The organism is Sphaerisporangium sp. NPDC088356, assembly GCF_040685555.1.
GTDB lineage: Bacteria > Actinomycetota > Actinomycetes > Streptosporangiales > Streptosporangiaceae > Sphaerisporangium.
The window spans coordinates 28,439-45,572 of sequence record NZ_JBFBIK010000003.1; the positions used below are offsets into that span (position 1 = coordinate 28,439).

17 protein-coding genes are annotated in these 17,134 nt (G+C 70.5%); 13 read left to right on the forward strand and 4 right to left on the reverse strand.

All coding sequences use genetic code 11. The features are described from left to right. Positions 1-16: 16 nt before the first annotated feature. Both AB0O34_RS02225 and AB0O34_RS02230 read right to left on the reverse strand, forming a co-directional pair. Positions 17-229: a DUF397 domain-containing protein gene (locus tag AB0O34_RS02225; RefSeq protein WP_363911660.1), complete on the reverse strand. Its 213-nt coding sequence runs from the start codon at positions 227-229 to the stop codon at positions 17-19. Then, complete coding sequence (locus AB0O34_RS02230) at positions 220-1,038, reverse strand: helix-turn-helix transcriptional regulator (protein WP_363911662.1); 819 nt, start codon at positions 1,036-1,038, stop codon at positions 220-222. Before AB0O34_RS02230 ends, AB0O34_RS02225 begins: the two co-directional genes overlap by 10 nt. Before the next feature lie 980 nt (positions 1,039-2,018). Between AB0O34_RS02230 and AB0O34_RS02235 the strand changes: the two genes are divergently transcribed. The 4 genes from AB0O34_RS02235 (at position 2,019) to AB0O34_RS02250 (ending at position 5,616) form a co-directional block, all read left to right on the forward strand. Next, entirely contained in the window at positions 2,019-2,804 is a 786-nt protein-coding gene (locus AB0O34_RS02235; RefSeq protein WP_363911664.1) for an ATP-binding protein, read from the forward strand. Positions 2,805-2,892: 88 nt separating this feature from the next. Beyond that, positions 2,893-4,233, forward strand: coding sequence for an ATP-binding protein (locus AB0O34_RS02240; protein WP_363911666.1), 1,341 nt, complete (start codon positions 2,893-2,895; stop codon positions 4,231-4,233). Beyond that, positions 4,230-4,829 carry an RloB family protein gene (locus AB0O34_RS02245; protein ID WP_363911668.1) on the forward strand — a complete coding sequence of 200 codons (600 nt, stop codon included), beginning with the start codon at positions 4,230-4,232 and terminating at the stop codon, positions 4,827-4,829. The genes AB0O34_RS02240 and AB0O34_RS02245 overlap by 4 nt, the downstream gene beginning before the upstream one ends. A 136-nt stretch (positions 4,830-4,965) precedes the next feature. Then, the gene (locus tag AB0O34_RS02250) at positions 4,966-5,616 is read left to right on the forward strand and encodes a DUF6879 family protein (protein ID WP_363911670.1); all 651 of its coding nucleotides are present in this window, start codon (positions 4,966-4,968) and stop codon (positions 5,614-5,616) included. Between the two features lie 280 nt (positions 5,617-5,896). On the opposite strand, the gene AB0O34_RS02255 is transcribed toward AB0O34_RS02250, so the two are convergent. Together AB0O34_RS02255 and AB0O34_RS02260 are read right to left on the reverse strand one after the other, a co-directional pair. Continuing rightward, the gene (locus tag AB0O34_RS02255; RefSeq protein WP_363911672.1) at positions 5,897-6,883 is read right to left on the reverse strand and encodes a glycosyltransferase; all 987 of its coding nucleotides are present in this window, start codon (positions 6,881-6,883) and stop codon (positions 5,897-5,899) included. Beyond that, a complete protein-coding gene (locus AB0O34_RS02260; RefSeq protein WP_363911899.1) occupies positions 6,880-7,464 on the reverse strand; it encodes an HAD-IIIA family hydrolase in 585 nt (194 codons plus the stop codon). The genes AB0O34_RS02255 and AB0O34_RS02260 overlap by 4 nt, the downstream gene beginning before the upstream one ends. Positions 7,465-7,651: 187 nt before the next feature. Here AB0O34_RS02260 and AB0O34_RS02265 point away from each other — a divergent pair, with 187 nt between their 5' ends. From AB0O34_RS02265 to AB0O34_RS02305, 9 genes are all read left to right on the forward strand, one after another. Then, positions 7,652-9,322 (forward strand): carbamoyltransferase C-terminal domain-containing protein, encoded by a 1,671-nt coding sequence (locus AB0O34_RS02265; RefSeq protein WP_363911674.1) that lies wholly within the window; start codon positions 7,652-7,654, stop codon positions 9,320-9,322. After that, positions 9,319-10,266 (forward strand): glycosyltransferase, encoded by a 948-nt coding sequence (locus AB0O34_RS02270; RefSeq protein WP_363911676.1) that lies wholly within the window; start codon positions 9,319-9,321, stop codon positions 10,264-10,266. Before AB0O34_RS02265 ends, AB0O34_RS02270 begins: the two co-directional genes overlap by 4 nt. Then, positions 10,263-11,381, forward strand: a complete 1,119-nt coding sequence (locus AB0O34_RS02275) for a glycosyltransferase family 9 protein (RefSeq protein WP_363911678.1) — start codon at positions 10,263-10,265, stop codon at positions 11,379-11,381. Before AB0O34_RS02270 ends, AB0O34_RS02275 begins: the two co-directional genes overlap by 4 nt. Next, a complete protein-coding gene (locus AB0O34_RS02280; RefSeq protein ID WP_363911680.1) occupies positions 11,378-12,580 on the forward strand; it encodes a glycosyltransferase in 1,203 nt (400 codons plus the stop codon). Before AB0O34_RS02275 ends, AB0O34_RS02280 begins: the two co-directional genes overlap by 4 nt. Positions 12,581-12,583: 3 nt before the next feature. Continuing rightward, a complete protein-coding gene (locus AB0O34_RS02285; protein ID WP_363911682.1) occupies positions 12,584-13,135 on the forward strand; it encodes an SIS domain-containing protein in 552 nt (183 codons plus the stop codon). Further along, complete coding sequence (gene rfaE2, locus AB0O34_RS02290) at positions 13,132-14,478, forward strand: D-glycero-beta-D-manno-heptose 1-phosphate adenylyltransferase (protein ID WP_363911684.1); 1,347 nt, start codon at positions 13,132-13,134, stop codon at positions 14,476-14,478. The genes AB0O34_RS02285 and rfaE2 overlap by 4 nt, the downstream gene beginning before the upstream one ends. Positions 14,479-14,544: 66 nt before the next feature. Beyond that, complete coding sequence (locus AB0O34_RS02295) at positions 14,545-15,225, forward strand: SDR family oxidoreductase (protein WP_363911686.1); 681 nt, start codon at positions 14,545-14,547, stop codon at positions 15,223-15,225. Beyond that, on the forward strand, positions 15,216-16,163 hold the full coding sequence (locus AB0O34_RS02300; protein ID WP_363911688.1) for a glycosyltransferase family 9 protein: 948 nt from the start codon (positions 15,216-15,218) through the stop codon (positions 16,161-16,163). Before AB0O34_RS02295 ends, AB0O34_RS02300 begins: the two co-directional genes overlap by 10 nt. Then, positions 16,160-17,122 carry a UDP-glucuronic acid decarboxylase family protein gene (locus AB0O34_RS02305; RefSeq protein ID WP_363911690.1) on the forward strand — a complete coding sequence of 321 codons (963 nt, stop codon included), beginning with the start codon at positions 16,160-16,162 and terminating at the stop codon, positions 17,120-17,122. The genes AB0O34_RS02300 and AB0O34_RS02305 overlap by 4 nt, the downstream gene beginning before the upstream one ends. The last annotated feature ends 12 nt before the right edge of the window (positions 17,123-17,134 follow it).

Here is a 17,134-nt window from a genome sequence, read left to right on the forward strand (position 1 = left end):
GTTTCTGGAACAGGGGCTAGAAGTCGAACTCGCCCTTCTTGGCTCCGTCGACGAAGGCGTCCCAGACGCTCGCGCTCACCACGAAGGGCGCCCGCTCGGGAGCCTCGGTGTCCCGCAGCCCGACCCGACCACCGGACAGCGGTGCGACCTCCAGGCAGTCGCCTCCGTTGGGTCCACTTTTGGTCGCCTTACGCCAGACCGCGGTCCTCAGCTCGTCGCTCAGGTCCATACTTTCTCCGCCTCTCTGATCAACTCGATCGACACATGCTGGGGGTGTGCCTGAGCTCGAATCGTGTCGTACGTAGCGTTGATGGCCCCGACATCCTCGGCCCGACTGGTGACTTGCCCGTTTAGCGCGGATTCGAGATACACGGTATCCGGACATCCGGGAAGCTGCGCGATGACGAAGCCACCAAGGACCCCCGTGGTCACACCCAGCGCCAGAGGGAGAATCTGGATGGCGATCCTGGGAGACGCTGCAGCCTTCAGGAGTCGTTCGATTTGGCGCCGCATAACTTCTTGTCCGCCAACCGGACGATGTAGAACGCCTTCATCCAACACCACCCAGAGCATCGGCGGTGCCTCGCGGGCAAGGATCGCCTGCCGCTCCATTCGTGCCGCTACAAACCCCTCTACCTCGTGATCTCGTATACCAGCTTTTCCTCGTAGGATCGCCCGAGCATATTCCTCGGTCTGCAGGAGCCCGGGCACCACGATCGGCTGCCAGGTGTGCAGGGTATGCGCTTCCTGCTCGACACCCAGCCAACCACGGAACCAATGGGGACTTACCTCACCGCTCAGGTGTACCCACAGGCGGACAAGCTCGCCGCCCGCCCCTAGAGCATCGTCACATCTTTGCGCGAGATCGCGGCTGGGGGTGCGCTGACCTCGCTCGATGAAGCCCAGCAAGCTTCGACTGAACCGCGTTATCTCAGCTAGCCGATCTTGCGTGAAATTAGCCCTTTCCCGACACTTCCGAAGCTCGGCGCCGAAATGATCCAAATTTGCAGTCGAGTTCTTCCTGGAAGATGCGGACATTTCGACTCCGTCTCAAGAAGGCAAGGCTACACCGGCACAGAAATGACACACCTACGGCACGAACTGTCGCCACAGTGTGCCTGAACTTTCGCTGCAAAACGTAGCCGCACAAAGGCACCCTGTGAAGGGCTTCGGGAAATCGGAAATCTGCCCGAGGCGCCTGCTCCTACCTACCGACGTGTGTCTCTGCTGCCATCAGAAGAATCACCGGATATGTCTGGATAAGAGGGGTGAGAAATGAATGCCGAGCCGAAAGGAGCCGTAGCCCTCACGGGTGATTGACGTGTCTCCCGGATACCGACTTGTCACCGCTTCGCAAGCCAGTCCGTCATCACCGACCCGCAACCGGTGACGAACGGCCACACACGAAAAGCGGGGCTCGCCACGGCACTCGACGCCGGGACAAGCCCCTTGACCGGACGAAGGAGGTCCGACCCGATGCACAACCTTAGTAGAGGCTCCAGGCCCAGCAGAGGCTTCCGCGCCATCCGGGTCCGCTGGCATGCCGATCAGCCGCCGATGCCGCTCGGTTGCCGCTGGTGCGGGCACCCGCCGTACGCCCACGAGGCCACGACCCTGCCCCACAGGCGCCACCACCAGTGGGAACAGCCCACGCACGCGCAGGTCGACGCCCGCCTGCGGGCACGGCGGCGTCTCGGCCTGTGCGACCGGTTGCCGGCCCCGATGCCGGTACGCCCCCTCCTGCGACCGGAGCCCCCGGCTGTCTCCCTCGGCCGGCACCGGCTGCACGAGCAACCCGCGACCGTATCCGCCGCACCCCATCGTCGACAGGAACACCCCGCTACAGCAACCGCCATGCCGTACGCGCGACAGGAACGACCAGGGGCGACCAGCACCGTGCCCCACCGTCGACAGGAACAGCCTGCGACGGCGACCGCCGTGCCGTACCGGCGCGGATGGCCGCCGGGCGCGGGGGTTTCGTCCGGCGGGCGTGAGCCGTACCGAGAAGGGGCGGCGGCATGAACGGGCGCGACACCGAGGCACGGCCGCGCGGGCGACACCGGCGAAGGGCGCCCGTCACGCAGGTCCCTCCTCGGCAATGGGACCTCGCCAAGCGGGCTTCCGCCCGGCACCTGGACCAGATGGAGCCCGTGTGGGCCGTCTGGTACGGCGTCGGCGCGCGACGCTTCTACGCCGCCGCGACCTGGCCCGCACCGGAACCGCTCATCGTGCAGGCCCACACCGCCGACGAGCTACGCGACCTCATGCGCGAGGCCGAACAGGCAACGCTCTCGCGCCCCCACCCGCCCGTACACACCCCACCGCCACCCCGAGGAGCGACCATGCCCGAAACACCGGACGGACCGCGTTCCGTCTGCTGGGACCTGCCCCACGACCTGTCGATGGTCGGCAAGACCCGGAGCATGGTCAACGAGATCCTCACCACCTGGGACCTCCAGCACCTCGCCGACGACATCGTCCTGGTGACCGGCGAGCTCATCGCCAACGCGATCATGTACGGCGAGCCCCCGGTCAGGCTCACCCTGAGCGTCGGGAATGGCGAACTCCACCTCCAAGTCACCGACCACGGACCCGAACAGCCCCGCCACCTCGACCTCGGCCTCGAAGCCCTACACGGCCGGGGCCTCACCATCGTCGAGGCACTCGCCCATGCCTCCGGCGTCACCCAACTCCCCGACACCCCTGGCAAGACCGTCTGGGCCTACTGGCGACTCCCATCGCGAGCTGCGGAAGGCCCCCAGAGCATCGCCCGGAGTTTGGGCGATCCTTACGGTCAGTCCTAAGACCTCGATGTATAACTGCAGGCAGGCTACAGTTTCAGTGTCGAAACTGTTCATGATCACCTCTAGTGGACCTAGAAGTGCGTAGAGAGTGCTGGAGGCGATTCTCATGCTGCTAAGGTTTCGAGTCGCGAACCACCGCAGCATCCGCGATAGCGCCGAGTTCTCACTGGTCCGCAGCAGCTTCAGCGGCTCCAAGCCGGTCGATCAGGATTGGATCGCGGTCACGACTCGCGTTGCTGGGATATACGGTGCGAACGCCTCCGGTAAGTCGACACTTCTCGAAGCTTTGGACTTCATGGTCCAGGCCGTTACGCACTCCGCCACCACCTGGGGCAGCAGAAACCATTTCCCCAGTCACCCATTCACCCTCGACGCCGCCTCCAGGACCCGCACATCCCTGTATGAGATCGACTTCGTCCTCGATGGAGTGCGCTTCACCTACGGATTCGAGTCGTCGGTGACAGGTGTTCAGAAGGAATGGCTCTACAGCTACCCGACCGGGCGAAAAAGGATGCTCTTCGAGCGCAACGGACCCAGCGGCGATGACATTGAGTTCGGACGCTTCCTTCACGGAGAGAACGCGCGTATCGCTCGCCTTCTTCGCCCCACGGCCCTCTACCTCTCAACCGCCACCAACAGTAACCATAAGTCACTCGGTGATGTCTACCGGTGGATCACGAATCACCTACGGTACGCCCAGTACACCGAGGCAGATCGGCGTGCACGCATCACCTGGGCGCGTAACATCATGGAGGACGAAAGCCTGCTTTCGAAGGCGATAGGCCTGCTCAGGTTTGCCGACCTGGGGATCACCGGAATGGTTCTGGACGAAGTAGACCTCGATGAAGGCATCGTGGGAATTATAAAAGGCGCCTTCGACGCATACCCGCACTCAGAAAGTACCCCTCCCCTCGCTCCTGCCATGGAAGAGATTCTCGCTGAACTGAAGAAGAGGCTCAGATTCACACACTCCGGAGCAGGTCCCAACGGACCTTTTCTTCTGTCGCTGGAGGAGGAGAGCAGCGGGACGGTCTCTTGGCTGGCGCTGGGAGTTCCCGCACTCCTCGCATTGCACAACGGTCATGTCATGGCTGTAGATGAGCTCGACGCCAGCCTTCATCCACGCCTCGCCGCCGCGCTCGTGGAGATGTTCAAGGACCCTGAGCTGAACCCGAAAGGCGCCCAACTCATATTCACGTCGCACGAGACGACCCTACTCGGGCATATGACGGGAGTCCATCTCTCAAAAGACGAGATCTGGTTCACTGAGAAGGCCCCCGATGGCGGGACCGAACTGTTCTCTCTTGCCGAGTTTCCCGTAAGGCCGACAGACAATTACGAGAAACGTTATCTCCAGGGCCGTTACGGTGCAGTTCCCATGGTTTCGCCCGAAGAACTCCGGGCGGTCGTACTCCAGGAGAGGCCGTGAGCGGCCGACTTTCACGTGGTTCGAGCGATCTACGTCGACGCCTCAGAACAAAGCAAGAGAAGCCACGCATCCTCATCGTCACCGAGGGCATCAACACGGAACCTCAGTATTTCAAGGGATTGGCCAAAGAGCTCCGGGCGACTGGCGTAGAGGTGTACAGGCTGCGCGTGGAAGGCATCGGCCGCGATCCGGAGAGAGTCGTGAAGAAGGCCGTGGCCATCGCGTCGGAGGCTCCCGCCGGCGACGAGTACGAACATGTATGGTGCGTGGTCGACGTGGACGACCACGAGACTCTCGAAAAGGCGATTTCCGCAGCCAAACACGCATCCATCAAGGTCGCCATCAGCAATCCCTGTTTCGAGGTGTGGCTGCTCTGGCACTTCGCCGACCACCGCTCACATGCCAGCCAGAGCATTCTGAGGAGAAGACTGAGGGATTTCGGCGTTCACGACAAGAACCTGCCAGAAAATTTTCCCTATTCGAATTACAGGTCAGCGACGGTACGCGCCGACACATACAGCGCTAGCAATGACTACGAGGTGCCTGCCAACCCGGGCAGCTCGGTAGGGAAATTAGCCCGGATGCTCGGCCTGTAGGGCGGTGATCGCGACCTCGGCTCGTCGTGTTCACGTCGGTTCTCGGCATGCAGGTGCTGTGGGTTCGGCTCTGGTGGCGCAGGCATGGACACCGAGTTCGTGATGGTCTGGCTCGTTGGAAATCAGTGGAGAGTTCGTGAGCGTCAATGTTGAGCGTCTCAGGGAGGTCGGCGTGGTCCTGTCGGCTGACGAATACGGCGAGGAGTTCGGCGCCGCGTTCGAGGCGGCCACGGGGTCGCTGTGGAAGCTGGAGCGGGCGCAGAGTTTCTATGAGCCTGACGTGGCGAGCTGGCGGGCCATGATGGACGGCGACTGGGACAGGGCGCTGGCACTCGCGGCCGAGATGGGCGCGGCGTTGAAGGGCTTCTACGGTGCGCGGCCCGCCGTCCATCGGGTCAGAATCGCCGAGCGGCCGTTCACGCCCTACCTGCAATGGGAGATGCACCTTCTGGCGGCCAGGGTGGGAGCGGGAGAGCGGATCCGGGTGGTCCCGGCGGAGGCCGTGCGCGACCTGGAGCCACTGCCTGAGCTATTGGTCTTGTCGGACTCCCTCCTGTACGAGGTGCTGTACGACAATGTCGGCGGGCACCTCGGCGGTCGACGGGTCACCGACCCTGCGGTGGTCGGGCCGTGGCTGGAGCTGGTCAGGGGTCTGTACGAGCGCGGCGAGGAGTTGCTCACCTTCCACGAGCGCGAGATCGCGCCGCTGCCCCCGCCCCGGATCACCGACGAGATGCGCGACGCGCTTCCCGATTACGGCTCCCATACCGAAACGTTCAAGGGCTAGCGCGCACACTAGGAACGCCTGGTGGGCCGCCGACCATGTCCTCTCGGATGGCGTGTCCCCCCGCGCGGGTACGCCTGGCGGGTGACCTGCGGACGCCGGAGCAGCTCAGCGTGGTGGACCTGCGGGGCATGCCGCAGCGGCAGGCGGAGGCGACGTTCCTCGGCGTGTTCGCCAAACGGCCGGTCAGCCCGCCGCCGATCAGGATGACCACCTCCCGTCGCGGTGCTCATGGCGTTCGCCCTGGCGGAGAAGCACGGCCTGGCGCGCCTGATCCGCCTGCCTACGGCGGTGGCGTACCTGAGGACGGACGGATGCTCAAGCGGAACAGGCGGTCCCAGTCCGCGAGGAAGCGTTCCAGGCCGTACCGCGTGAGGGCGGAGGCGCGCGCGGCCTTGCCCGCCTGCCGCGCGCGCGGCGGATCGTCCGCGAAGGCCTGTAGCGCGTCGACCAGCGTGGCCGGGCGCGTCGAGACCACCCCGGCCTCCGGTGGCACGGCCTCGACGGCCTCCGTGGTCGCGAGCGCGACGACCGGCATCCCGAGGAGCATCGCCTCGATCAGGGACAACCCGAGCGAGGTCCACCGGTAGGGATGCAGGTAGACCCGGCGCCGCGCGAGCTCGGCGTGCATCCGGCCCTGCGGCAGATCCTCGAAGACGCCGAGCCGACCGGCCGTACCCAGGTCGGCGGGAAGGCCGGTTACCTTCATGCCGAAGACGTCGAGCGGGACGGCCGCCGCGAAGCCGGGTAGCAGGTCGGTGCCGGCCACCCGGCGGCGGCGGATGGGCTCGTTGACGACCACGCCCGCGCGTGCCAGCTCGCCCGTGTAGCGGTAGCCCGGGTCGACGACCCCGTGCTCGATCACGTGGAGGGGGGCCAGGCCAGAGTCCCAGAACAGCGCGTTGAAGTGGGTGACGTGGACCAGGGGGATGTCGTCGCGGCCCGCCAGCGGATGCCGGGTGTGCGGGACGTCTCCGGCCGGGGTGTTGTGCTCGACGTAGACCGCAGGCACGTCCCGGCCGGGGCGGCGGCCGGTCCAGCGCTCCGCCAGCTCGATCTCGTGTGGCCGCTGCAGTACGACCACGTCGAACTCCTCGCGGGCGAGGCGTCCGCACGGCACCTCGCGCACGGTGCCGGGCCAGGGGTACGTCCTCGCCCGCCCACGGCCGTCGGGACAGCGGCCGGGCGTCAGTGGCACGACGTAGTCGTGGGCGCCCTGGACGAACGCGGTGGCCCACGACCCGTGCACGTGCCAGAACAGGATCCTCATCGAGGGCCTCGAACCTGGAGGCGCCCGGCTTCAGCCGTGGGAAGTAAGCCGGGCGCGCGACACGCGCTCAGCGCCATCTCCACGGCGAGGCCCAGGTCGGCGGCGACCTCCCAGGCCGCGGCCACCTCCGCGGGCAGCGTCTGGGCCGTCGGCACCAGGATGCCCCGCGCTCCGGCGGCGCGGGCGGCCTGCATGTCACGGCCGATGTCCCCGATGACGACGCAGTACTCGGGCCGGACGCCGAGGGTGGCCGCGGCGCGCAGGATGAGGCCGGGCGCGGGCTTGCGGCACGGGCATCCGTCCGCCTCGTCGTGCGGGCACACCGCCCAGACGTCGAACGGCCCGAGAAGCTCCTCCACGCGCGCGTTGACGGCCGCGAGCGCGGCGGGAGCTATCAGGCCCCTGGCGACGCCCGACTGGTTGCTCACGACGCCGACCGGCACGGCGGCCTCGCGCAGCCGGTCCAGCGCCTCGCGGGCTCCGGGCACGGCCTCCACGCGTGCGGGCTCGGCGTTGTACGGGACGTCCTCGATCAGCGTGCCGTCACGGTCGAACAGCACCGCGGCGGGCGCGTGGTCCATGCTCGGCAAGCGGCACCTCCCCACGCGTTGGCTACCCGGGCTACATGACGACAAAACCCCGCCATCTGCTACGTAGCGTGACAAAGTTCAAGATTCCCACCTCTCTACCTCGACTTATACGCAAAGCCGCGTTTGGCAGCCGCTCCTGTCGGTAACCAGACTCCCGCGGCCCAACGGAGGTAAGCCGATGCGGTTTCTGGGGATCAACGCCATATTTCATGATCCGGCAGCGGCCTTGGTCGTGGACGGAGAGGTCGTAGCGGCCGCGGAGGAGGAGCGGTTCAGCCGCCGCAAGCATGGCAAGCGCCCGGTGCCCTTCTCGGCGTGGGAACTGCCCGAGCGGGCGGCCGCGTGGTGCCTGGAGCAGGCCGGGCTGCGGCCCGAGGACCTGGACGGCGTCGCCTACTCCTACGACCCGGAGCTGGTGCGGCTCGACCTCGCGAATCCCGCCGAGCACGGGCTGGACGAGAACTGGGAAGAGCTCCGCACGACCTACGCGCGCCGCGCCCCGGCGTTCCTCGCCACGGCCCTGCCGGGCCTGGACTCCGCGCAGGTCCGCTACGTGCCCCACCACGTGGCCCACGCCGCGTCCGCCGGGCTGGCCGCGCCGTACCGCAACTCGGCCGTGCTGGTCTGCGACGGCCGGGGCGAGGCCGTGTCCCACCTGGCAGGGCACTACCGGGACGGCGAGCTGACCGTCCTCGCCGCCCAAGAGCTGCCCCACTCGCTCGGGCTGATGTACGAGGAGGTCACCGCGCACCTCGGCTTCCTGCGGTCCAGCGACGAGTACAAGGTGATGGCGCTCGCGGCGTACGGCGAGCCACGCCACCTCGGCGCGCTGCGGGAGCTCATCTACACGACCGGCGACGGCGGGTTCCGCGTCGAGCCGATCGACTGGAGCGGCTACGCCAAGGCGCTCAGCCGGAACGACCACGCGGCGGAGGACCGCTGGACGGCCGACCATGCCGACCTCGCCGCCAGCGTCCAGGCCCGCCTGGAGGAGGTGCTCCTGGAGCTCGCCGGGTGGCTGCACGAGCGTACGAAGGAGCGGTGCCTCACGATGGCCGGAGGCGTCGCGCTCAACTGCGTGGCCAACACCCGGCTGCTGCACGAGGGACCGTTCGACGGGATCTGGGTGCAGCCTGCGGCGGGCGACTCGGGCACCGCGCTCGGCGGCGCGCTGTACCTGTCGCAGCTGCACGGGGAGCCGGTGGCGCCGATGACCGGCGCCGACCTCGGCAGGGGATGGGACGACGAGGAGCTGGCCGCGTGGCTCACGGCCGCGCAGGTCCCGTACCGGCGGCCCGCCGACCTGGCGGAGGCGGTGGCCGCCGAGCTGGCCGCCGACCGCGTCGTCGCGTGGTTCCAGGGACGCTCTGAGTACGGCCCGCGCGCGCTCGGGCGCCGCTCGCTGCTCGCCCACCCCGGGCGGGCCGCCAACACCGAGCGGCTCAACGCCGTGAAGGGACGCGAGCAGTTCCGCCCGATCGCCCCGATGGTGCTCGCCGAGCGCGCTCCCGAGATCTTCGAGCGTGGCCCCCTGCCGAGCCCGTACATGCTGTTCGTCCACGACGTGCGGCCCGAGTGGCGCGAGCGGATCCCCGCCGTCCTGCACACCGACGGGACGGCACGCGTCCAGACCGTGGACCCGGGCACCGATCCGCTGCTCGCCCGGCTGCTCGACGCGTTCTGCGCCCGCACCGGGCTTCCCGTGCTGGTCAACACCAGCCTCAACACCGCGAGCCGGCCCATGGTGGACGACCCGCGTGACGCCTTGGAGTGCTTCGGCTCCTCGCCGGTGGACGTGCTCGCCATCGGGCCGTACCTCGTGCGCCGGGGGGAGGTGTTCGCCTCATGATCACCGTCGTGATCCCCACCATCGGCCGGCCGAGCCTGAACCGGACCCTGGCCGCGCTCGCGCCGGACCTCGACATCATCGTGGTGGACGACCGTCCCCGGTTCCGCCCGCCGCTCAAGGTTCCGGACGGCGTCCGGGTGCTGCGCACCTGCGGGCGGGGGCCCGCCGCCGCGAGGAACCTCGGCTGGCGAGCTGCCGGGACGCCGTGGATCGCCTTCCTCGACGACGACGTGATGCCGCTGCCCGGATGGAAGGAAGCACTGCTCACCGACCTCGCCGACCTTCCCGAGGACGTCGCCGGGTGCCAGGGACGCCTGGAGGTGCGGCTGCCCCCCTGGCGGCGGCCCACCGACGCCGAGCGGAACACGGCCGGCCTGATGGAAGCGGGCTGGGTCACAGCCGACATGGCCTACCGCCGGTCCGCGCTGGAGGCCGCCGGCGGCTTCGACGAGCGCTTCCCGCACGCCTACCGCGAGGACGCCGACCTCGCGCTGCGGCTGCTCAAGGCGGGCTACGGGCTCGCCAAGGGAAGGCGCGTCACCAGCCACCCGATCCGCGACGACGGCTTTTGGACCAGCGTGCGCGCCCAGCGGGGCAACGCCGACGACGCGCTGATGCGGCGGCTCCACGGGACGGGCTGGCGGGCCGCAGTCGGAGGCGTTCCCGGCCGCCTGGCCCAGCACACCGTGACCACCGCGCTGGGGCTCGCGTCATGTGCCCTGCTCACGGCCGCGGCCGTCCGCCGGCGGGACCGGCGCCTTCCCGCTCTCGGCGTGGCCGCCGGGGTGGCCTGGCTCGTGCTCACCGCCGAGTTCCTCTGGGCTCGGCTCGCTCCCGGACCCCGTACTCCTGAGGAGATCCTGCGGATGGCCGTGACCAGCGTGATCATCCCACCCGTGGCCTGCGCGCACCGCCTCCGTGGAGAACTGCGGGTGCGCCGGTGACCGGGACCGTTCTTGTGGCGAGGCTCGACAACGCGGGCGACGTCCTGCTGGCCGGGCCGGCGATCCGGGCGGTCGCGGCGGGGGCCAGGGAAGTGGTACTGCTCACCGGCCCGCACGGCGGCGCCGCCGCCCAGTTGCTGCCCGGCGTCGACCAGGTGCTGCAATGGCGTGCCCCGTGGATCGACCCCGACCCGCTGCCGCTGAAACGCCCCCATGTGGACCGGCTCGTCTCCCTGGTCGAGAAGACCGCCCCCGAGCTGGCCCTGATCTTCACGTCGTTCCACCAGTCGTCGCTGCCGCTGGCCCTGCTGCTGCGCCTCGCGGGCGTCCCCCGGATCGCCGCGATCAGCGAGGACTACCCCGGGTCGCTGCTCGACGTCAGGCACATCGTGGACGAGACCGTCGACGTGCCCGAGGCCGTGCGCATGCTCGACCTGGCACGTGCCGCCGGGTTCGAGCTGCCTTCCGGCGACGACGGCGCGCTCGCCGTGCGCCGTCCCCTGCCCTCGGTGCACCAGTTCACCGGGCCGCCCGGCTACGTGGTCGTCCACCCCGGCACCTCGGCGCCCGCGCGGGCGTGGCCCGCGGACCTGCACGCCAAGACGGTGCGGGACCTGGTGTTCGCGGGGGCGCGCGTGGTCGTGACCGGGGATCCGGACGAGCAGGCGCTGACCGCCCAGGTCGCCGGGGCGTACGGCTCCGACCTCGGCGGGGTCACCACCTTTCCCGAGCTCGCGGCCGTGCTCGCCGGAGCGGCGGTGGTCGTGGTCGCCAACACCGGCCCCGCCCACCTGGCCGCGGCGGTCGGCACGCCCGTGATCAGCCTGTTCGCCCCCGTCGTGCCCTCGGAGCGCTGGGCGCCGTACCGCGTGCCGGTCGTGCTGCTGGGCGACCAGGAGGCCCCCTGCCGGGGGAGCAGGGCGCGCGTGTGCCCGGTGCCCGGCCATCCCTGCCTGTCGTCCGTGACCAGCGAGCAGGTCGTCGACACCGTCCTCGATCTGATGTCCCGGCGGTTCGAAGCGCGATCGCGTGCCAAGGCCGGGGGCGCGAACACCAACGGGGGCGGGCCGGGCCACGCGGCGAGTTCGAGCGGCGTCAAGGAGGGAGCGCGATGAGGATCGCCCTGGTGTCCGAGCACGCCAACCCGCTGGCCGCGGTCGGCGGGGTGGACGCGGGCGGGCAGAACGTCCACGTCGCGGGCCTGGCCGCCGCGCTCGCCACGCTCGGGCACAAGGTGAGGGTCTACACGCGGCGCACGGACAAGGACGAGCCCGTCATGGCCCCGCTGGCACCGGGAGTGACCGTCGAGCACGTGCCCGCCGGGCCGCCGGAGCCGGTGCCCAAGGACGAGTTGCTGCCCCACATGCCCGCCTTCGCCGCCTACCTGGCACGGCGCTGGGAGACCGAACGGCCCGACGTGGCGCACGCCCACTTCTGGATGAGCGGGATGGCCACGCTCACGGCGGCCGGCGAGCTGGGCATACCGGTCGTCCAGACGTTTCACGCGCTCGGCACGGTCAAACGGCGCTGGCAGGGCACGGCCGACACCAGCCCGCCGAGCCGCGTCGCCATCGAGTACGACATCGGGCAGCGCGCGTCCGCGGTCATCGCCACCTGCGGCGACGAGGTCAAGGAGCTCACGGCGATGGGCGTGCCCATCGAGCGCGTCGCAGTCGTCCCCTGCGGCGTCGACCTGGCGCTTTTCCGCCCCGACGGTCCCATCATGCGGCACGCCGACCAGAACGGGTACGTGCGGATCCTCAGCATCGGCAGGCTCGTCCCCCGCAAGGGCGTCGACACCATCATCGAGGCGCTGCGGCACGTGCCGGGAGCGCAGCTGATCGTCGCGGGCGGCGAGCCCGGCGACGACGAGGTGCTGCGGCTCGGCAGGCTGGCCACCGCGTCCGGCCTGGACGGACGGGTGCGCCTGATCGGCAGCGTCGACCGCGCGGACGTACCCGCGCTGATGCGGTCCGTGCAGGTCGTGGTCACCACCCCGTGGTACGAGCCGTTCGGCATGGTGCCGCTGGAGGCGATGGCCTGCGGGGTCTCGGTCGTCGCGTCGGCGGTCGGGGGCCACCTGGACACGGTGGCCGGCTGCGGCATCCTGGTGCCCCCGCGCCGCCCCCGGGTGCTCGCCGAGGTGCTGCGCGACCTGCTCGCCCGGCCCGACCTCCGTACCTCGCTCGCCACCGCCGGGGTGCGGCGCGCGCGGTCGAGGTACGGCTGGTCGCACGTGGCCGCCCAGACCGAGTCGGTTTACCGCAGCCTGATCGGCGACCGCCTGAACAGGCTCGCCACGGCGGGAGGTTGAGCCATGCACCCACATCTCTCGCGCCTGAGCGCCGCGCTGTCCGCCGTGAACGCCGACACCCCGAAGATCTACATCTGGGGCCGCAAGCTGGCGAAGGTGCTGTCCGGCGGGGGACGGCTGCTCGCCTGCGGCAACGGCGGCTCGGCGGCCGAGGCGCAGCACCTGACGGCCGAGCTGGTGGGCCGCTTCCGCACCGACCGCCGCCCGTACGCGGCCATCCCCCTGCACGCCGACACCTCGACGTCGACCGCGATCGCCAACGACTTCGGCGCCGAGGAGGTGTACGCCCGCCAGGTACGGGCGCACGGGCGCCCCGGCGACGTGCTGTTCTGCCTCTCCACCAGCGGGGCCAGCGAGAACGTCCTCGCGGCGGCCGGCGCGGGCCGGGCGGGAGGGCTCATCACCTGGGCGCTGACCGGCCCGGCCCCGAACCCTCTGGCCGGGCTGTGCGACGACGCGCTCTCTGTCCCCTCACCGGACAACGCGACCGTTCAGGAGGTCCACCTCGCGGTCATCCACATGCTCTGCGACGTGCTCGACGGGTCCGGGGAATGACGGCCCGGCCGATCGTCGTCGTCGGCGACTCGCTGCTCGACGTGGACATCGAGGGCGACGCGGACCGGATATGCCCGGACGCGCCGGTCCCTGTGGTGCTCGGGCGCTCCGAGCACCGCCGTCCCGGAGGCGCGGGCCTCGCGGCACTGCTCGCGGCGCGCGAGGGCGCCGAGGTCGTGCTGATCACGGCCCTCGCCGAGGACGCTTCCGGGCAGCGCCTGCGCGCACTGCTGTCCGGCTTCGCCGAGGTCGTACGGCTGCCGCTCCGCGGTACGACGTCGCGCAAGACGCGGGTCCGCGCGCGCGGCCAGACGTTGCTCAGGATCGACACCGGCGACGGGCGGGCCTGGCGCGGCCCCGAGGGCGACCGGGCGGCCCACGTGCTGCGGAACGCGGGCGCGGTGCTGGTGTCCGACTACGGGCGCGGCACCGGTGAGACCGTCCGCCACCTCCTCAACGGCCTGACCGTGCCGGTGGTCTGGGACCCCCACCCCTCCGGCGCGCTTCCCGTACCGGGCTGCGCGCTGGTCACCCCGAGCGAGGCGGAGGCGGCCGTGCTGTGCGCGCGGCCCTGCGACCCCGAACCCGCCGCCCGCCAGCTCGTGCGTGAGCTCCACGCGGGCGCGGTCGCCGTCACGCTGGGCATGCGCGGCGCGGTGCTGGCGAGCCGCGGCGGCCGGACCGCGCGCGTGCCGCCGCCTGGCCCGGTCGCCGGGCGCGACTCCTGCGGGGCCGGAGACAGGTTCGCCGCCGCGGCGACGCTGGCGCTGCGCGACGGGGCGTCGATCCAGGACGCGGTGACGGTCGCGGTGATCGAGGCCACCCGGTTCGTCGAGGCCGGCGGGGCCGCGGCCCTCCGGCTTCCCGAACCCGCGCTCGGCGACCGCCCCCGTACGGCCGCGGAACTGGCGGCCCTGGTACGGGCGACGGGCGGCAGGCTGATCGCCACGGGCGGATGCTTCGACCTGCTCCACGCCGGTCACGTCAGCCTGTTGCGGCAGGCCAGGGCCCTCGGCGACGCGCTCATCGTGTGCGTGAACGACGACGACTCCGTGCGCCGGCTCAAGGGACCCGGCCGTCCGGTCGTCGCCGAGCGCGACCGGGTGGAGATCCTGCGGGCGCTCGGGTGCGTGGACGCGGTGGTGGTCTTCACGGAGGACACCCCGTCCAGGCTCATCGAGCGCCTTCGTCCGGATGTGTGGGTGAAGGGCGGCGACTACACGGGGCGGGAACTCCCCGAGGCCGAGGCGGTGCGCCGCAGCGGCGGCGAGATCGTCGTCCTGCCCAGCGTGCCCGGCCATTCCACGACCGGCCTGATCGCCGCCGCGCAGGAGGTGATGTGAGCCATTCCTGAGGACGGAACCGCTCATCAGAACCGGAGCCCCCCTTGCGAACGAGGAGCAGCATCGATGATCGGAAACATCCTGGTCACCGGCGGGGCGTCGGGTCTGGGGAAGGCCACGGTCACCGCCGTCGGCAAGGTCGGCGGGCGGCCACTGGTGATCGACGTCAACCCTCCTGAGAACGGCGTCGACCACGTGGTGGCCGACCTCGCCGACCGCGAGCAGGCGGAACGGGCCGTACAGGAGCTGGCCGAGCGCGCGGGCGGTCTCGACGGCGTGGTGACGGCGGCCGGGATCGACATGTGCGGGCCGCTGTCGGCGGTGCCCGCGGCCGACTGGGAACGGGTGATCCGGGTCAACCTGCTCGGCACCGCGTCGGTGGTCCGCGCCGCCCTGCCGTACCTGCGCAGCTCGGGAGGCCGCGTCGTGACGTGCGCGTCGACGCTCGGCCTCCGGGCGGTGGGCGACGCCACGGCGTACTGCGCGGCGAAGTTCGGCGTCGTCGGGTTCACCCGGGCACTGGCCGCCGAGCTCGCCGGCGAGGTGGGGGTCACGCTACTGGTGCCGGGCGGCATGCACACGAGCTTCTTCGAGGGGCGCGACGAGCGGTACAAGCCAGGACCGGACGCCCACCTGAACCAGCCGGAGGATGTCGCGGCGACCGTCGTGTTCGCGCTCGGCCAGCCCAGGGGCTGCGAGATCCGTGAGCTCGTCGTCTGCCCGTCGACCGAGACGTCATGGCCGTGACCTCATCGGCGCCTGTGCTGCTGGTGCTGCGCGGGCTGGGACTGGGCGACCTGCTCACGGCGGTTCCGGCCCTGCGGGGGTTGCGGCGGGCCCATCCCGATCACCGGATCGCGCTGGCCGCGCCCGTCGCCCTGTCGGGCCTGGTCCCGCTGGTCGGGGCCGTCGACGAGCTGATCGACGTCTCCGGCACGGGCCCGGTGCCCGCCGACCGGCCCGCCGTCGCGGTGAACCTGCACGGGCGCGGGCCCGAGAGCATCGCCGCGCTGAGCCGCATCCGCCCCCGGCGGCTGCTCACGCACGCCCACCCGGAGTTCCCCGGCCTCGACGGCCCGCCCTGGCGCCAGAAGACGCACGAGGTGCGAAGGTGGTGCGATCTGCTGGAGTGGTACGGCATCGCCGCCGACCCGGCCGACCTCCTCCTCCACACCGGCCCGGCAGCGCGGGACGGTACGGGCGGGTATGTGATCGTCCATCCGGGCGCGGCGTCGCGGGCGCGGTGCTGGCCCTCCGAGCGGTTCGCGGAGGTGGCCGCCACACTCTCCCGCGCCGGGCATCGGGTGCTGGTCACCGGGAACGCGGCGGAACGGTCGCTCGCCTTCCGGGTGGGCACGCTCGCCGGGCTGCCCGTCGAGAGCGTGCTCGCGGGGCGTACGGACCTCCGGTCGCTGGCGGGGCTCGTCGCGGGAGCGCGCCTGGTCATCTGCGGAGACACCGGCGTCGCCCACCTGGCGACGGCCTGCGCCACACCGTCGGTGGTGCTGTTCGGACCGGTCTCGCCCCACCAGTGGGGACCACCGCCCACAGGACGGCATGTGGCCCTGTGGGCTGGACGGTCCGGCGACCCCCATGGCAGCCGGCCCGACCCGGGCCTGCTGGAAATCGGCACCGAAGCGGTACTGGATGCCGCCGTGAACCTGATGGGGGTGAGCGTTCCATGACGGCACGCCGAGTGGTGGTCACCGGAGGCGCGGGATTCCTCGGCTCGCATCTGTGCGAGCGCCTGCTGGCCGAGGGCGCCTCCGTGATCTGCATGGACAACTTCCTCACCGGCTCGCCCACCAACGTGGAGCACCTGATGGACCGCCCGAGGTTCCGCCTCGTCGAGTGTGATCTCACGGGCTTCGTCCACGTGCCGGGCCAGGTGGACCTGGTGCTGCACTTCGCCTCGGCCGCGTCGCCCACCGACTACCTGCGCCATCCGATCGCCACGCTCAAGGTCGGCAGCCTCGGCACGCTGCACGCGCTCGGCCTCGCGCGCGAGAAGAACGCGCGCTTCCTGCTCGCCTCCACGAGCGAGGTGTACGGGGACCCGCTGGAGCACCCGCAGCGCGAGACGTACTGGGGGAACGTCAACCCTGTGGGACCGCGCAGCGTGTACGACGAGGCGAAACGGTTCGCCGAGTCGCTGACGACGGCCTACCGCAACTCCCATGACGTGGACACGGCCATCGTGCGGATCTTCAACACCTACGGCCCGCGCATGCGCCCGCACGACGGGCGTGCCATCCCGACCTTCGTCCGCCAGGCGCTCAGCGGGGAGCCCATCACCGTCACGGGGGACGGCAGCCAGACCCGGTCGATCTGCTACGTCGACGACACCGTGCACGGGGTGCTCACCCTGGCCGACAGCGGTTTCGAGGGACCCGTCAACATCGGCAACCCGTCGGAGCTGTCCATGCTCCGGCTCGCCACGATGATCCGCGACCTGACGGGCTCGTCGTCGCCGATCACGTTCGTCGACCGGCCGGTGGACGATCCCGGTGTGCGCCGCCCCGACACGTCCCTGGCAGCCAAACGGCTCGGCTGGCGTCCGGAGGTCGACGTGACCGCGGGGCTCCTCCGGACCATCACGTGGTTCGAGCGCGAACTGCTGGAGACGAGCCGCCCGGCCTCCTGACCCGCGTCGCCT

Bases quoted from the DNA above. Each gene is read 5' to 3' on its own strand.
- AB0O34_RS02225 (WP_363911660.1), bottom strand. From the start codon at position 229: ATGGACCTGAGCGACGAGCTGAGGACCGCGGTCTGGCGTAAGGCGACC.
- AB0O34_RS02230 (WP_363911662.1), bottom strand. From the start codon at position 1,038: ATGTCCGCATCTTCCAGGAAGAACTCGACTGCAAATTTGGATCATTTC.
- AB0O34_RS02235 (WP_363911664.1), top strand. From the start codon at position 2,019: ATGAACGGGCGCGACACCGAGGCACGGCCGCGCGGGCGACACCGGCGA.
- AB0O34_RS02255 (WP_363911672.1), bottom strand. From the start codon at position 6,883: ATGAGGATCCTGTTCTGGCACGTGCACGGGTCGTGGGCCACCGCGTTC.
- AB0O34_RS02260 (WP_363911899.1), bottom strand. From the start codon at position 7,464: ATGGACCACGCGCCCGCCGCGGTGCTGTTCGACCGTGACGGCACGCTG.
- AB0O34_RS02265 (WP_363911674.1), top strand. From the start codon at position 7,652: ATGCGGTTTCTGGGGATCAACGCCATATTTCATGATCCGGCAGCGGCC.
- AB0O34_RS02270 (WP_363911676.1), top strand. From the start codon at position 9,319: ATGATCACCGTCGTGATCCCCACCATCGGCCGGCCGAGCCTGAACCGG.
- AB0O34_RS02280 (WP_363911680.1), top strand. From the start codon at position 11,378: ATGAGGATCGCCCTGGTGTCCGAGCACGCCAACCCGCTGGCCGCGGTC.
- AB0O34_RS02285 (WP_363911682.1), top strand. From the start codon at position 12,584: ATGCACCCACATCTCTCGCGCCTGAGCGCCGCGCTGTCCGCCGTGAAC.
- rfaE2 (WP_363911684.1), top strand. From the start codon at position 13,132: ATGACGGCCCGGCCGATCGTCGTCGTCGGCGACTCGCTGCTCGACGTG.
- AB0O34_RS02295 (WP_363911686.1), top strand. From the start codon at position 14,545: ATGATCGGAAACATCCTGGTCACCGGCGGGGCGTCGGGTCTGGGGAAG.
- AB0O34_RS02300 (WP_363911688.1), top strand. From the start codon at position 15,216: ATGGCCGTGACCTCATCGGCGCCTGTGCTGCTGGTGCTGCGCGGGCTG.
- AB0O34_RS02305 (WP_363911690.1), top strand. From the start codon at position 16,160: ATGACGGCACGCCGAGTGGTGGTCACCGGAGGCGCGGGATTCCTCGGC.